General features: G+C 70.7%; 10 protein-coding genes. 5 read left to right on the plus strand and 5 right to left on the minus strand.

The features are described from left to right. Nucleotides 1-13 precede the first annotated feature (13 nt). The 3 genes from BLQ75_RS09185 (at nt 14) to BLQ75_RS09195 (ending at nt 3526) form a co-directional block, all read left to right on the plus strand. Nucleotides 14-517, plus strand: a complete 504-nt coding sequence (locus tag BLQ75_RS09185; protein WP_092600651.1) for a polyadenylate-specific 3'-exoribonuclease AS — start codon at nt 14-16, stop codon at nt 515-517. A gap of 242 nt (nt 518-759) precedes the next feature. Continuing rightward, nucleotides 760-1797: a 6-phosphofructokinase gene (locus tag BLQ75_RS09190; protein ID WP_092600653.1), complete on the plus strand. Its 1038-nt coding sequence runs from the start codon at nt 760-762 to the stop codon at nt 1795-1797. Nucleotides 1798-2086: 289 nt separating this feature from the next. Continuing rightward, nucleotides 2087-3526, plus strand: a complete 1440-nt coding sequence (locus BLQ75_RS09195; protein WP_092601017.1) for a class II 3-deoxy-7-phosphoheptulonate synthase — start codon at nt 2087-2089, stop codon at nt 3524-3526. A 99-nt stretch (nt 3527-3625) separates the two neighbouring features. On the opposite strand, the gene pknB is transcribed toward BLQ75_RS09195, so the two are convergent. Beyond that, nucleotides 3626-5638, minus strand: coding sequence for a Stk1 family PASTA domain-containing Ser/Thr kinase (gene pknB, locus BLQ75_RS09200; RefSeq protein WP_092601019.1), 2013 nt, complete (start codon nt 5636-5638; stop codon nt 3626-3628). Nucleotides 5639-5847: 209 nt separating this feature from the next. On the opposite strand from pknB, the gene BLQ75_RS09205 reads away from it, so the two are divergent. Beyond that, the gene (locus tag BLQ75_RS09205; protein WP_223208055.1) at nt 5848-6213 is read left to right on the plus strand and encodes an Rv2175c family DNA-binding protein; all 366 of its coding nucleotides are present in this window, start codon (nt 5848-5850) and stop codon (nt 6211-6213) included. Nucleotides 6214-6250: 37 nt separating this feature from the next. Here the strand turns inward: BLQ75_RS09205 and BLQ75_RS09210 are convergent, their stop codons facing one another. Both BLQ75_RS09210 and BLQ75_RS09215 read right to left on the minus strand, forming a co-directional pair. Next, nucleotides 6251-7372 carry a polyprenyl synthetase family protein gene (locus BLQ75_RS09210; protein WP_092600655.1) on the minus strand — a complete coding sequence of 374 codons (1122 nt, stop codon included), beginning with the start codon at nt 7370-7372 and terminating at the stop codon, nt 6251-6253. 163 nt (nt 7373-7535) lie between these two features. Beyond that, nucleotides 7536-8162, minus strand: a complete 627-nt coding sequence (locus tag BLQ75_RS09215; protein ID WP_092600657.1) for a DUF3153 domain-containing protein — start codon at nt 8160-8162, stop codon at nt 7536-7538. A gap of 170 nt (nt 8163-8332) precedes the next feature. Here BLQ75_RS09215 and BLQ75_RS09220 point away from each other — a divergent pair, with 170 nt between their 5' ends. Continuing rightward, the gene (locus BLQ75_RS09220) at nt 8333-10015 is read left to right on the plus strand and encodes a DUF885 domain-containing protein (RefSeq protein WP_092600659.1); all 1683 of its coding nucleotides are present in this window, start codon (nt 8333-8335) and stop codon (nt 10013-10015) included. A gap of 117 nt (nt 10016-10132) precedes the next feature. Here BLQ75_RS09220 and BLQ75_RS09225 read toward each other — a convergent pair whose 3' ends face one another. Beyond that, nucleotides 10133-10705 (minus strand): GNAT family N-acetyltransferase, encoded by a 573-nt coding sequence (locus BLQ75_RS09225; protein WP_092600661.1) that lies wholly within the window; start codon nt 10703-10705, stop codon nt 10133-10135. Between the two features lie 110 nt (nt 10706-10815). Continuing rightward, on the minus strand, nt 10816-15411 hold the full coding sequence (locus BLQ75_RS09230; protein WP_092601021.1) for an ATP-dependent helicase: 4596 nt from the start codon (nt 15409-15411) through the stop codon (nt 10816-10818). Nucleotides 15412-15433: the final 22 nt, after the last annotated feature.

The following is a 15433-nucleotide window of genomic DNA, read 5'->3' on the forward strand; positions in this document are numbered from 1 at the left end:
ATACCCTTTTCCAGTGCGGTTTTTCTACGACTGCGAGTTCATCGAGGACGGCCACACCATCGAGCTGGTCTCGATCGGTGTGGTCGACGAGACGGGCCGGGAGTTCTACGCCGTCTCCACGGAGTTCGAGGCCGGGCGCGCGGGGCCGTGGGTGCGTGAGCACGTGTTACCGCAGCTGCCCCCGCCCGGCTCCGGTTTCTGGCGTTCCCGGGCCACGATCCGGGACGAACTCTACGGGTTCCTGACCGCGCAGCGGTCCGAGATAGAGCTGTGGGCCTGGTACGCCGCCTACGATCACGTCGCGCTGGCCCAGCTCTGGGGAGCGATGCCCGCGTTGCCGCCCAGGATTCCCAAGTTCACCAGGGACCTGCGGCAGCAGTGGGAAGCCGTCGGCAAACCGAAGTTGCCCTCCGCGCCCACCAACGCACACGACGCGCTGGCCGACGCCAGGCACAACCTGCGGCGCTGGCAGGTCATCGAGCAGCGGATGCGGGAACTGGGGTGCTTCCGCCGGTAGTCGCACCGCTCCCGGCCGTCGTGGTCCCGCCGCCCGCGCTCGACCGGTGACCCGGCCGGAACGATTCCGGCGATTTCCCCTCGTGGCGGTGGCCGGTTCGAGGTGCGAGGAGTCGCAAACCGGTCTCGACAGTCACACATCGCGCACGTTTCGATACTTGCTGCACCGATTTAGTCCGTGAAAGGCTCTCCCGCTGAGATCAATATCACGCCGTTGGCGTTACGTGTTTTCGAGGAGGCGGGATGTCGGCTGCCGAACGTATCGGGGTGCTGACCGGTGGTGGGGACTGCCCCGGTCTCAACGCTGTGATCCGTGCGGTCACCCGGAAGGGGATCGAAGTGCACGGCAAGGAGATCGTCGGTTTCCGCAGCGGTTGGCGTGGACCGCTCGAAGGGTTGACCACGCCGCTCGGGCTCGAGGAGGTCGAGCGGATCCTGGACCGCGGTGGCACGATCCTGGGCTCGTCCCGGACCAACCCCTACAAGGAGGCCGACGGCGTAGCTCGGATAAAACGGACGCTGGAGGAGCACGGGATCGACGCGCTCGTCGCCATCGGCGGTGAGGACACGCTGGGCGTCGCCAACGGGCTGTTCGAGGAGGGCGTCCCGGTGGTGGGGGTGCCCAAGACCATCGACAACGACCTCGACGCCACCGACTACACGTTCGGTTTCGACACCGCCGTGCACATCGCCACCGAGGCGATAGACCGGCTGCGCACCACGGCCGAATCGCACCACCGTGCACTGGTCGTGGAGGTGATGGGCAGGCACGCGGGGTGGATAGCCCTGCACTCCGGCCTGGCCGGGGGCGCGAACGTGATCCTCGGCCCGGAGCAGCGCTTCAGCGTCGACTGGGTCTGCGACTGGGTGACCCGCCGGTTCGAACGCCAGTACGCGCCGATCATCGTGGTCGCGGAGGGAGCGATCCCGGAGGGCGGCGCCGAGGTACTCCAGGGCGGCGAGCGGGACGCGTTCGGGCACGTACGGCTCGGTGGTGTCGGCACCTGGTTGGCGGAGGAGATCGCGGAACGCACCGGTAACGAGTCGCGTGCCGTGGTGCTCGGCCACACCCAGCGCGGGGGGACTCCCACCGCCTACGACCGCGTGCTCGCGACGAGGTTCGGGCTGCACGCGATGGACGCGCTCGTCGAGGAGCGGTACGGCTCCATGGTCGCGCTGCGCGGGACGGAGATCGTGCGGGTCCCGCTGGCTGAGGCCACCGCGAAGCTCAAGACCGTCCCACTGCACCGCTACACGGAGGCCCAGGCCCTGTTCGGCTGAGACAGGTCGGAACCGGGTGCCGGGCTCTCCCCGGAACGGTCGGTCGACCGCCCCTCGGTCGAGGGGCGGTCGACCACTCCGCCCGCGCGTCCCGGTCAGGAGATCGTCACCGGAGCGTGTCCGCTTCCGCGTGGCGCTCCCTCCACGGTCCCTCGCCCGAGGTCCACGGGCACATCGCTGTTGCGTGACGCCGGCAGGCCCAGCACTCCGTACCGGGGCGCGGGGACGTGCTGTTCAACACTCGGGACAGCATCACAGGATGCGAGACGGAACCGCTACGCTGGGCAACATGCCCGTTGACCCCGAAACAGCAGCTCAGGGCGCGCCTTCGGACGGTCTCAAATCGTGGACCGTCGACGTGCCGGTGGACACGCTTCCCGAACTCCCACCGCTGCCCGCCGACCTGCGGACCCGCCTCGACGAGGCGTTGTCCCGCCCGGCGGCTCAGCAGCCGCGGTGGCCGGACCCGGAACAGGTGCGCAACGTGCGCTCGGTGCTGGAGAGCGTACCGCCGGTGACCGTCCCCTCCGAGGTGCGGCAGCTGCGCAGCAACCTGGCCTCCGTGGCGCGCGGTGAAGCGTTTCTGCTGCAGGGTGGCGACTGCGCGGAGACCTTCGCGGACAACACCGAGCCGCACATCCGTGCCAGTATCCGGACCCTGCTGCAGATGGCCGTGGTGCTGACTTACGGCGCGAGCACCCCGGTCGTCAAAGTAGGACGGATGGCCGGGCAGTACTCCAAGCCGCGCTCCAAGGACACCGACTCCTTCGGGCTGCCCGCCTACCGGGGCGACATGGTCAATTCGCTGGTGGCCAATGAACAGGCCCGCGGGCACGACCCCTCCCGCATGATCCGCGCCTACGCCAACGCGAGCGCGACGATGAACCTCTCGCGTGCCCTGACCAACGGCGGTATGGCCGGACTGGAGCGGGTGCACGACTGGAACAAGGACTTCGTCCGCAACTCACCCGCCGGGGAACGCTACGAGTCCATCGCCGCCGAGATCGATCGTGCGCTCCGCTTCATGTCCGCCTGCGGCGTGGACGACACCAGCCTGCACGGCGTGGACTTCTACTCCAGCCACGAGGCACTGGTGCTGGACTACGAGCGGGCGATGCTGCGCCTGGACACGAGTGGTCCCGAGCCGATGCTGTTCGACCTGTCCGGACACTTCCTCTGGGTGGGGGAGCGGACTCGGCAGCCGGAGGGCGCGCACGTCGCCTTCGCCGAACTGATCGCCAACCCGATCGGCCTCAAGATCGGACCGACGACCACGCCGGAGCAGGCGCTCGAGTACGTCGAACGGCTCGATCCGCACAACGAGCCGGGAAGGCTCACCCTGATCAGCAGGATGGGCAACGACAAGGTCCGCGACGCGCTCGGGCCCATCGTGGAGAAGGTCACGGCCTCGGGCCACCAGGTCATCTGGCAGTGCGACCCGATGCACGGCAACACCCACGAGTCCAGCACCGGTTACAAGACCCGCCACTTCGACCGGGTGGTCGACGAGGTGCAGGGTTTCTTCGAGGTGCACCACCGGCTGGGCACGCATCCCGGCGGCATCCACATCGAGCACACCGGTGAGGACGTCACCGAGTGCCTCGGGGGGGCTCAGGACATCTCCGACACCGACCTGGCCGGTCGTTACGAGACAGCCTGCGATCCGAGGCTGAACACCCAGCAGTCGTTGGAACTGGCGTTTTTGATCGCGGAGATGCTGCGGGGCTGAGGTGCGAGTTCGGGTGCCGGGCCCGCTCGGCACCCTCGCGCTCCCGCCCACGGGCAGGGCTCGGACCCCCGAGCCCGATCCGGCCCGCCCGGTGGTCCTTCAGAACACCGTGATCCGCACCTGCGTTCCGCGCTTCACGGCGCTGCCCGGGCCGGGGTCCTGCCGCACCACTCGACCGTTGTCCCTGCCGAACACCGAGTTGACCCGCAGCGTCAGCCCGGCCCGCGAGGCCTGCTGACGTGCCTGCTCCACGGTCTTGCCAGTGAAGTTGGGCACGCTGACTGCGTTGGACAGCACCACCCCGACCCGTGGTTCGCCGCTCATCGGAACCTCGGTGCCCGCCGAAGGGCTGGTCCGCACCACGTGGTCCTTGGCGACGTCCCGGGCGAACTCACGTCCTGCCTCGTAGGGCTCGAACCCCGCCTTCTCGAGCGCGGTGAACGCCTGCTCGCGTCCCATGCCCCCGACATCGGGCACGGGCTCCGGCCGCGGCCCCCGGCTCACGATGATCGTGACGGAACCGCTCGTGCGCACCTCGGTGCCGGGAGCGGGTTCTACTCCGATCACCCTGCCCTTCGGCACGCTCTCGTGGTAGCGGTTGACCGAGGAGTCCAGCTTCGGGGAGAGCTTGGCGTTGCGCAGTTCGCTCTGCGCCTCGCTCACCCGGCTGCCTCGCTCGATCTCCGGAACGGTGGGCCGTCCCCGCGAGACGCGCAGTTCCACCTGACCGCCGCTGCGCATCCGAGTCCCCTCCTGCGGGGCGGTGCTGATCACGGTGTCCTCCGGCACCGTGTTGTGGAACGCCCTGGAGACGTCGGGTTCGAGTTCCCTGGCGTGCAACGCTTCCTCGGCCTCGGTCAGTGACTTCCCGGACAGTTCAGGTACTCGCACGTAGGAGTTGCCGCCCAGTAGCCACGAGCCCCCCGCGATCAGGGCGCCCAGCAGCAGCACGACTCCCACGACGGCCAGCGTCCTGCCACCCCGGCGGCTTCCCCGTGTGGGGGAGTGGTCCTCGTCAGGCACCGGTGCGATCTCGTTGGTGGTCTCCGAGGAGGACGGTGCGGGGGAGTCCGCCGGACGCCGCAACGCACGGGTGCCCTGGGGGCCCGGTGTGCTGGTGGCGCCGTTACGGGCCGAGGCCGTGGACTCCAGCGGCGAGATCCGTTCGGTGGGCGGGGCGGAGGGCTCCCCTCCCGCCGCATCGCCGGGGTGGGGGACCGGCACCGGCACGGCGGTCAGCCCCAGTCCGTCACGTGCGTCCCGCAGCTCGCGCAGCGCGGCCGCGCCGTCGGTGGGACGGCCGGCCGGGTCCCGGCGGGTCAACCGCAGGACCAGTTCGTCCACCGCCGCGGGCAGGTCGGCGACCAGCTCGCTCGGCGGGCGCACGTCCTCGTTGACGTGCCGGTAGGCGACCGAGAGCGCGGTGTCGCCGGTGTAGGGCGGGCGGCCGGTCAGCAGCTCGTAGAGCACGACCCCGGCCGCGTAGACGTCCGACCTGGCATCGGCCGCCCCCGAGGTCACTTGCTCCGGTGCGAGGTAGGCCACGGTTCCCAGGATCACGTCCCCGCTGGTGGAGCCCGCCTCCGCCGCAGCCCGCACCAGTCCGAAGTCGGCCACCTGCACCGAGCCGTCACGGCCGATCAGCACGTTCTCCGGCTTGATGTCGCGGTGAACCATCCCGGCCCGGTGCGCCGCCGAGAGCGCGGCCAGCACCGCTTCCAGCACGGTCAACGCGACCGGGAGTGGGAGGGGGCCACGAGCTCGCAGCAGGTCACGCAGCGTTCCTCCCTCGACCAGTCGCATGACCAGGTAGAGCCTGCTCTCGCCCGGTGTCTCCCGGTCCACGCCCTGGTCGTAGACGGAGACGATGTTGGGGTGGTGCAGCCGCGCCGCCGCCCGGGCCTCGCGGTCGAACCTCTCGGTGAAGGACTGGTCACCGGCGTACCGGGAGTCCATCACCTTCAGGGCGACCGGACGGTCCAGCCTGGTGTCCAGCCCCCGGTAGACCGTGGACATGCCACCCCGCGCGAGCACGGTGTCCACCCGGTAGCGCCGCTCCAGCAGGTGGCCGAGCGGATCGTTCGTGCCGTTCTCCGGGGGTGTGGAGTTCATGGAACCGCCACCGCCCGGGGTGAGCCCGGTCCTCCGGGCCGGTTCGGCTCGGCGTTCCTCGCCTGGATGGGAGTCGTCATCCCGCACCTGGTGCGGATGCTCCCGAACTCACCCTCGAACACGCTACCGATGGTAGGCGAGGTCGTGGCCTCGCCGTGGGCGGCATACCGAGGTGGAAATTTGATCGGCGTAGTGGCACGCTGGTCGGCGTGAGTTCGGTTCCTTCCGCTCCGGATGTACTTTCCACCGACGTGGACGTGGTTTCCCTTCACGCCGTCGCGGAGCGTCTCGGCTACCCGTTGACCAGAGTGCACCAACTGATCCGTGACGGGCAGTTGGTGGCGATGCGCCGGGAGCGTGAGCTCGTGATCCCCGAGGCGTTCCTGACGAGAGGAGCCGTCGTCAAGGGACTTCCGGGCACCATCACGCTGCTGCGGGACAACGGCTACACCGAGGACGAGATCCTCGAATGGCTGTTCACCCCCGACGACACCCTGCCCGGGACACCGATCGACGCGCTGCGTGGAGACCGCGGCCGCGAGGTCAAGCGGCGTGCACAGGCCATGGCGCTGTGATCGGCACGCGGTCCTGAGCTCCGGAGACCCCGTGGCCTCAGCGGTTCCGGTCGGTCACCGTGACGGCGAGCTCTTCGAGTCTCGTCGCGGCGGGATCCGCGAGTTCGCCGCTGTGCAGGGCCGACATCGCGGATTCGGTCAGGTCGTCGATGCGGCGCTCCACGGCGTCGACCGCACCGAGCCGGGTGAGCGCCTCCTGCACCAGTTCCACGCGCGAGCGGGTCAGCTCGGGGTCGCCGAGCGCGGAGTTCAGCAGTCGCGAGGCGGCCTCGTCGTGCCGGCGTCCGGCGCGGAGCATCCCCTCGGCCACCAGCACCGTGCGTTTTCCCTCCCGCAGGTCGTCGCCCGCCGGTTTACCGGTGACCTCGGGATCGCCGAAAACACCGAGTAGGTCGTCGCGCAGCTGGAACGCCACACCTATGTCCGAACCGAAGCGGCGCAGCGTCGACACCGTGTCGGCCTCCGCCCCGCCGATCAGTGCCCCGAACTGCAGCGGGCGTTCGACCGTGTAGGAGGCGGACTTGAGCTCGTCGATCCGCAGCGCCGTCTCGGGGGAATCGTCCGCGCGCGCCTGCCCGAGCATGTCCAGGTACTGGCCGGCCAGTACCTCGGTTCGCATCGCCCGCCACGGTTCCAGCCCCCGGGCCAGCGCTCGTCGTGCGAGCCCGGCGGAGTGCAGCATGTCGTCTGCCCAGCTCAGCGCGAGATCGCCGAGCAGCACGGCAGCGGCCAGACCGAACCGTTCCGGGTCTCCGGCGTAGCCGTTGTCCCGATGGGTTCCGGCGAACCGCACGTGCACGGTCGGGCTGCCGCGCCTGGTGTCCGACCGGTCGATGAGGTCGTCGTGGATCAGTGCGCACGTCTGGATCAGTTCCAGCGCGCTGGCGGCGTGCAGCATGCTCGCCACTTCCTCGCCCCTGTCACCCTGTCCCGCGGCCCGCCACCCCCACCACGCGAAGGTGGGGCGGAGGCGCTTTCCACCTCGCAGCACGAACTCCGAGACAGCCTCGGCAGCCTCCGAGATGGCCGGGTCCAGCTCGGCGCACTCCTGGACCCGGCCGCGGAGGTAGTCGGCCAGCGTCCGGCTCACGTGCTCCGCGACATCGCGATCCACCGTGAGAGTGGCTTCGGCCTCGGCCGAGAGGTTATCGAGGGGCATGCCTTCATCCTCCGTGACGAGCGCGTGCGTTCGTATCGCGGGGTACGGCGGCCCGTCCGTCGCACCCGCTCCCGCCCCGGGGGTCGTGGCCGATTCCTCGCCGGATCGGGCCTCTTCCCGCCGCCCGGGAGGTACCTGCGGCTTTCGTCCGGAGCCGTGCCGGTCAGCGCCTGCCGCTCTCGGAACGGGCGCGCTGGCGGGTCACCAGCGCCAGCACCGCGACCAACAGCGCCGTACCGAACGTGACCCCGCCCAGCACCATCGACCAGCCGAACAACCCCGCGCTTCTGGCGTCGGTGAACTGGAAGGTCGCCGATATCTCGGTGACCTCGCCCGGACGGGGGTGCCAACTCACCATCCCCGCGTTGATCTCACCGTTGGTGGTCGTGACCTCCCCAGGGGCGCTGATCTCCACCAGCACTTCCGAATCGGTCTCGGCCAGTGGCGTCAGGTCGACCGAGCCGTCCACCTCGACGAGCGAGCCGGACCTGGAGACGGAGAGCTTGTACCGCGAGTTCGACCCGCTCAGCCCGGCCGCGAGCCGTTCCAGCTCGTCGAAGTCGAGCTCGTCGAACTCGATCTTGTAACCGCGGCTCTCCCCCTGCCGGTACGGATGCTGATTGACCTTGTCGGACAGCTCGTCCGGTATCCGCAGCCGGAAGTCGCGCCGGTCCGAGGTCGGCGGAACGGCGACCATCACCTGACCGGAGACCTCGTCCTGACCGTTGATGCTCAGCGACACGGTCGCGTTCAGACACCCGGAGAGCAGGATGCCCACAAGCATGATCATCAGCGACGCGCTCCATCGGGAACGAGTCGCGTTACCGGTACACCACACACCCCGCACCTTTGTGATCGTGCCACGTCACAGCGTTTTTCACCGGGTGCGCGACGTGGTGGGCGCCCGTTGTGAGCCGGATCCGTGTTCGGTCCCTCGGGGCGGCGAGGTAGCGTGCTGCCATGTCAACCGAGGCCCGGGGCGTGCACGAGATCAGCAACAGATACGTCGAAGAGCTCGCGGAGCTCGATCCGATCGCCGCGACCACGCTGGGATTTTCCGTCGGCCAGCGGGAGTTGCCGGACTACTCGCCGGACGGCCACACCGAACGGGGCGAACTCGCGCGCCGTGCCCTGGCGGAGATCGCCGCCGTCGAGCCCGACGACGAGTCGGAACGGATCGCCAAAGCCGTGTTCACCGAGCGGGTCGGGCTCGACGTCGAGCTGCACGACGCGGGGGCCGACATGTCGGCGCTGAACGTCATCGCGAGCCCGGTGCAGGAGTTGCGGCAGGTTTTCGACCTGATGCCGGGTGAGAACGAGCGGCAGTGGGACGACATCGCCAAGCGGATGTCGGCCATGCCCGAGGCCGTCAAGGGGCTGACGGCTGGGCTGTCCGAGGCGGCCGCCAGGGGAGACGTCGCGGCGGCGCGGCAGGTCAAACGCGTCGCCGAACAGTGCGACACCTGGTCGGGCAGGACCGACGGCAGGTCGTTCTTCGGCGATATGGTCGCCCGCGCCGAGAATGTCTCGCCCGCGCTGCGCGACGAGCTCAACGCCGCCGCGAACCTCGCCTCCGAGTCTTACGCCGGGCTCGCCGACTTCCTGCGCGGGCAGCTGCTGCCGCAGGCCCCGGCGGAGGACGCGGTCGGGGAGGAGCGCTACCGCCTGTGGTCGCGGTACTTCACCGGCGCGCAGCTCGATCTGCGTGAGGCGTACGAGTGGGGCTGGCAGGAGTTCGCCTCGATCGAGGCGGAGATGAAGCGGGTCGCCGACCGGATCAAGCCCTCGGCCACGCTCGCGGAGGCGGCCGCGGCCCTGGACGCCGACCCGCGTTACCGGGTGCACGGTCAGCGCGCGTTCGCGCAGTGGATGCAGCGGCTCTCCGACCAGGCGCTGCGCGACCTCAGCCGCACGCAGTTCGACGTGCCCGAGCGGTTGATGAACCTGGAGTGCCGCATCGCCCCGCCCGGCGGCGGTACCGGTGCCTACTACACCCCGCCCACCGACGACTTCAGCAGGCCCGGACGCATGTGGTGGTCGGTACCGCCGGACAAGGACGAGTACTCCACATGGCGCGAGGTCTCCACCGTCTACCACGAGGGAGTTCCGGGGCATCACCTGCAGATCGCCACGGCCGTCCACCAGGCGGCGAGGTTGAACAAGTTCCAGCGGTTGAGCTGCTTCGTCTCCGCCCACGGCGAGGGATGGGCGCTCTACGCGGAGCGGCTCATGCGCGAGCTGGGCTACCTGTCGGACGACGGTGATCTGCTCGGCATGCTCAACGAGCAGCTCTTCCGGGCCGCGCGCGTGATCGTGGACATCGGCATGCACCTGCGGCTCCGTATCCCGGAGGGGACCGGGTTCCACGAGGGCGAGGTCTGGACGCCGGAGCTGGGGCTGGAGTTCATGCTCACCCGGACCATCACCGATACCGCCAACGTGCGTGACGAGATAGACCGCTACCTCGGCTGGCCGGGCCAGGCCCCCTCCTACAAGCTCGGTGAGCGGCTGTGGTTGTCGGCCCGGGAGGAGGCGCGGCAACGCCACGGTGAGGAGTTCGACCTCAAACGGTTCCACCGCGACGCGCTCGAGATGGGGCCGATGGGGCTGGACACCCTGCGGGAGCAGCTCTCGTACCTGTGACCGACCCGGCCTCGGCGCGGGCAGTACGTTCCCGCCCGCGCCGAGGCGCGCGAAAAGCCGGTCCGACGCCCGGTGGAGCGGTCCCGGTGACCGGAAGGGGCCGGGAACGCTCCGTGCTCATGTGTCCAGCGGCAGCGTGCGGCCCAGCACGGCGAACGGACGGGGATCCCCGCTGAAGCGATAGTCGCGCAGCACGTCGACGAAACCGACCCGGCGGTAGAGCCGCCAGGCTCGGGTGGGCCCCTCCGGAGTGGACAGCAGCACGTTCTTGCCCGGAGCGGAGGCGAGCAGCCTGCGCAGGATGCTCTCCCCCAGCCCCTGCCCCTGGGTGTCCGGGTGGACGTGCAGCTCGGTCAACTCGAAGTAGTCGTCCAGCCACTCGTGCGCCCGCTGCTGCGGCATGCGCTCCAGCATCCCCCGCCGTACCTGCTCGTGCCACCACTGCCCGGTGGCTCCCGAATAGCCGTATCCGATGCCGCTCAGCTCGTCGCGCTCGTTGAACGCCGCCACGCAGCGCCAGCCCGCGCGTGACATGTGTGCCGACCAGATCGGAATGCGCTGCTGCGTCGCCCAGTGGGGGTAGCCCATGGCCGTCACGTACACCCGTACGGCTTCGGGCAGCCTGGCACGCAGCTCGTCGGCGGAGAGTTCCACCACTCGTTCGCAACGCGGAGACGGTGCAGCGGTCACAGCTCCGCACCCTAGAGGATGGACCATCGGTTCCGCCCGCCGGTGGGAGCGGGAACTTCACCCCGGGTTCCTCGGCGACAGCGTTCCGCGCGGCCTCGGCTCCGTCGGTTTCAGTTCCGCAGGCGCAGCCCCTGCGGAGTGGCACGGAACCCGGCCGCGACGAGGACTTCGGCCAGTCCGCTGCCGATGGCGCCGACACCGTCGGCGCGCCGGAACGACAACCCCTCCAGCGTGCCCTCGCGCACCGCCTCCGCCAGCCGTTCGGCCGCGGCCCGCAACCGGGGCTCTCGCTCGGTGAACGACAGCAGCGATCTACCGCCCCGTTCGACGTAGAACACCGGTTCCCCTTCGACGAGCACCACCAGTGCCCCGGCCCGGCGTCCGGGGCGGTGTCGGGTGTCGCCGACCACGTCGGGCCAGGGCAGCGCCGCGCCGTACGGCTGGGCGGGGTCGGTCGCGGCGAGCAGCACCGCCCGACCTGGTTCTGCCGGTGGGGACGAACCGTCGAAGGCGCGCAGCCGGTCGATCGCGCCGGGTGCGGCGAACTGCGCGGGTCCCAACCCGGCCACCACGTATCCGCGTCCGCAGCCACCGGACTCCTCCATGGTCCGCAGTACCCGGTACACCGCCGCGAACCCGCCTGTCACCCGTTCGACCTCCAGGGAGCCGCGGGTCAGCACGCCGTGCCGCTCCAGGAAGGTCTCGGTGCGCGCCGTCGCGCGGCGGGTGGCGTCCGAGCTGGGCAGCGGTGCGAGCGACCAGCGCCCCGCCGCGCTCGGCGGGCCGGAACCACCGGTGGCCCCGGCCCGGACCGAGGTCGGCCTCGCGTACCTCCCCCGGCGCCGGGGGAGTCGCCTCGGGCGGGAAGGGGACGAGCCGCCGGACAGCACGGCCCGCAGCGGTGCCAGGGTGTCGTTGGTGACCTCACCGGACCACACCAGGTCCCACAGCGCCGAGACCGTCGCCGCGTCGGTTGGCCTCGCCTCCTCCCGTCCCGCGAGCAGCTCCGCTGCCCGGTCCGCGAGCTGCCGGAAGAACAGTGCGCCGCCGGACAGGGCCTCCCGGATCGCTTCGTGAAGTCCTGAGCTCCCGGCTGGACCCACCCGGTCCGGAAGCACCAGTTCGGCGATGTCGGAGGGCGCCAGCGACACCCAACCGTCCTCCCCGGCCAAGGCACCGGCCCCCACCCAGACCACCTCGCCGCTCGTGGTGAGCTCGTCCAGCATCCCGGGCCGGTAATCGGGTACCCGTGCGGGCAGCACCAGCGACTCCAGCGAACCCGCGGTCAGCGGAACGCCGGCCAGCTGCTCGACCACCGCGAGCACCTCGGGGGCAGAGCCCTCCCGCCACGAGTCGACGCCGTGCCACACCGGCAGGAACCTGCCCAGCGCGGCGGGCTCGACGGGTTCGATCTCGGAACGCAGCTTGGCCAGCGAGGCCCGGCGCAGCCTGCGCAGCACCTCGGCGTCGCAGTACTCGGTGCCACCGTCGCCGCCCGCACCCACCGGGCGCAGCTCGCCGCGCACCAACCGACCCGAGGCGCGCAGCCGCTCCAGGACCTCCGTGACAGAGGCGCAGCTCAACCCGAACCGTTCGGCGAGCGCGGCGGCCCGGAACGGTCCCCGGCAGCGCGCGAATCGGGCCACCAGCTCTCCCAGCGGGTCCTCCACCGGTTCGGTGAACACCTCGGGGACCCAGCCGGGCAGCTCGCTCCCGAGTGCCTGCCGGAACCTGCCCGCGTCCTCCACCGCGATCCACCTGGTCTCGCCCGCGACACGTACTCGCAGCGCCCGGTGCTGTGCCTCCAGCTCCACCAGCCACTCCCGGCCGACACCCCTGGCGGTCGCCTCCGGCTCGGTGAGGTCGCCCAGCGCGCGCAGCATGTCGGCCGTTTCCTCCGGCCCGCGGGCGTGGCGCCGCGGATCCAACCGCAGCAGGCCGTTCTCCACCTCCGCGACCACCTCGGCGTCGAGCAGTTCCCGTATCTCCTCCGAGCCGAGCAGTTCGGCCAGCAGCGTGGTGTCCAGGCTCAGCGCGGCCGATCTGCGTTCGGCGAGCGGGGCGTCGGACTCGTACAGGAACGTCCCGGCGTAGCCGAACAGCAGGGTCCGCGCGAAGGGGGACGGGCCGGTGGTGGGTACCTCCACCACCCGGATCCGGTGCTGGGCGATCTCCGACATCAGCTCGCGCAGCCCGGCGACGTCGTGGACGTCCCGCAGGCACTCCCGCATGGCCTCCAGCACGACGGGGAAGTGCTCGTAACGTGCGGCGACCTCCAGCAGCCGGGTGGCGCGCTGCCGCTGCTGCCACAGCGGGGCGCGGTGCCGAGGGTCCCGACGCGGTAGCAGCAGCGCGCGGGAGGCGCACTCCCGGAAGCGGGCGGCGAACAGTGCCGAACCGGATATCGAGTCGGTGACCAGCTGTTCCACCTCTTCCGGGGGTATCACGACGTCCTCGGCCCCCGGGGCCACCTCGGCCCCGGAATCGTCGAGCGCGTCGCTCACGCGCAGCACGATTCCCTCGTCGGAGGACACCGGTCGCACGTCCGCGCCCCCGCGCTGCCGCAGCCTGGCGCCGATGGCCAGCGCCCACGGCCCGTTGACCCGTCCCCCGAACGGGGAGTGCACCACCACCCGCCAGTCGCCGAGCTCGTCCCGGAACCGTTCCACCACGATCGTACGGTCGTCCGGCACGCGGCCGGTCGCCAACCGCTGTTCCTCGGTGTAGGCCAGCAGGTTCTCCCGGGCGTGGGCGTCCAATCCGGCCTCGTGCGCCCGTGCGCGCGCGGCCTCGGGGTCGGCGGAGGCGATCTCGCGGAGGAAACCCCCCACGGCGCGGCCGAACTCCAGCGGTCGGCCCGTCGAATCCCCCTTCCAGAACGGCATCCTCGCCGGGGTACCGGGGGCGGGTTCCACGATCACCCGGTCGGGAGTGATCTCGGAGATCCGCCACGAGGAGGTTCCCAGCAGGAAGGTGTCGCCCACCCGGGACTCGTGGACCATCTCCTCGTCGAGTTCGCCGACCCGCCTCCGACCGGCCCCCGCCGCCTCGGCACCCCGCGTGACCACGGTGAACATCCCCCGATCCGGGATGGTTCCGCCGGAGGTGACGGCCAGCCGCTGCGAGCCGGGACGCGGGCGCAGCTCGTCGGTGGTCCTGTCCCAGACGATCCTGGCCCGCAGCTCGCCGAACTCCTCGCTCGGGTAGCGCCCGGCGAGCATGTCCAGCACCGATCGCAGGGCCGAGTCGGGCAGCCGGGCGAACGGTGCCGACCGCCGCAGCAGCGCGGCCAGCTCGCCGACCTCGCGGACATCCATCGCCACCGCCGCCACGATCTGCTGCGCCAGCACGTCCAACGGGTTGCGCGGTACTTCCAGCGCCTCGATCAGCCCGGACCGCATCCGTTCCGCCGCCACCGCGCACCCGACGAGGTCACCTCGGAACTTCGGGAAGACCACCCCGCGCGAGGGTTCGCCGACCCGGTGCCCGCCCCGCCCGATCCGTTGCGTGCCCGACGCCACGCTGGGAGGGGCCTCAAGTTGTACGACCAGGTCCACCGCGCCCATGTCGATCCCCAGCTCCAGCGAGGAGGTCGCGACCACGCACGGCAGCTCACCCGACTTGAGCTCCTCCTCCACCCGGGTGCGCTGCTGTTTGGACATCGAGCCGTGGTGCGCACGGGCCACGACCGCTCCGACGCCGCCGGTGACGCCCGAAGAGCCGACGGCGGCCGCGGGAAACGACCGGGGCCCTCCGGTCGGCGCGGCGGCCTCGCCCGCGCCACGGCGCTCGGCGGCCAGCTCGTTGAGTCCGGCGGTCAGCCGCTCGGCGAGTCTGCGTGAATTGGTGAACACGATCGTGGAACGGTGCTGTTCGACCAACTCCAGTACGCGTTCCCGCAGCGCGGGCCACACCGACGGTGCCCGGCTTCCGTTCGAGTCCTGTCCACCCTCGCTACCCGTCTCGGGGTGGGCCATGTCCGCCACGGGTGCCCGTACCGAGACGTCCACCTGCTTCGGATCGGGCGGCCGGACGACCCGGACGGGACGCCCGCCTGCGAGGAACTCGACCACCTCGTCGACGGGCCGCACCGTGGCCGAGAGACCTATCCGCTGGGCCGGAGCCGGTAGCAGCTCGTCCAACCTGTCCAGAGACACCGCCAGGTGTGAACCGCGCTTGCCGCCGGCCACGGCGTGCACCTCGTCCACGATGACCGTCCCCACCCCGCGCAGCGCCTCCCGCGAGGCCGAGGTCAGCAGCAGGAACAACGATTCCGGAGTGGTCACCAGGACGTCGGCGGGACGTCGTCCGAACGCCCTGCGCTCCCGGGGAGGAGTGTCACCGGTGCGACTGGTGACGCTGATATCCGAGATCTCCTCGCCCAGCCGGTGTGCCGTCCGCTCGATCCCGGACAGTGGGGTGCGCAGGTTGCGGCGCACGTCCGCGGCGAGCGCCTTCATGGGTGAGACGTACAGCACCCGGCACCGCCGCTTCGGGTCGCTCGGAGGAGTCGAGGTGGTCAGGTCGTCCAGCGCAGCCAGGAACGCGGCCAGCGTCTTGCCCGAGCCGGTGGGTGCGATCACCAGGGTGTGCTGTCCGGAGGTGATCTCCCGCCAGGCCTCGGCCTGCGAGGGCGTGGGTGCGTCGAACGTCTCGCGGAACCACTCCCGGGTCGGTCGTGAGAACCGCTCCAGTGGGTCGGTCACGTTCCCATCGTGGAGCAACGGT

Source organism: Actinopolyspora xinjiangensis, from assembly GCF_900104475.1.
Taxonomy (GTDB): Bacteria; Actinomycetota; Actinomycetes; order Mycobacteriales; family Pseudonocardiaceae; genus Actinopolyspora; species Actinopolyspora xinjiangensis.

What these genes read in the sequence shown, in the direction of transcription:
- pknB (WP_092601019.1), bottom strand. Translation starts at nt 5,638, where the DNA reads ATGAACTCCACACCCCCGGAGAACGGCACGAACGATCCGCTCGGCCAC.
- BLQ75_RS09190 (WP_092600653.1), top strand. Translation starts at nt 760, where the DNA reads ATGTCGGCTGCCGAACGTATCGGGGTGCTGACCGGTGGTGGGGACTGC.
- BLQ75_RS09195 (WP_092601017.1), top strand. Translation starts at nt 2,087, where the DNA reads ATGCCCGTTGACCCCGAAACAGCAGCTCAGGGCGCGCCTTCGGACGGT.
- BLQ75_RS09220 (WP_092600659.1), top strand. Translation starts at nt 8,333, where the DNA reads ATGTCAACCGAGGCCCGGGGCGTGCACGAGATCAGCAACAGATACGTC.
- BLQ75_RS09210 (WP_092600655.1), bottom strand. Translation starts at nt 7,372, where the DNA reads ATGCCCCTCGATAACCTCTCGGCCGAGGCCGAAGCCACTCTCACGGTG.
- BLQ75_RS09215 (WP_092600657.1), bottom strand. Translation starts at nt 8,162, where the DNA reads ATGATCATGCTTGTGGGCATCCTGCTCTCCGGGTGTCTGAACGCGACC.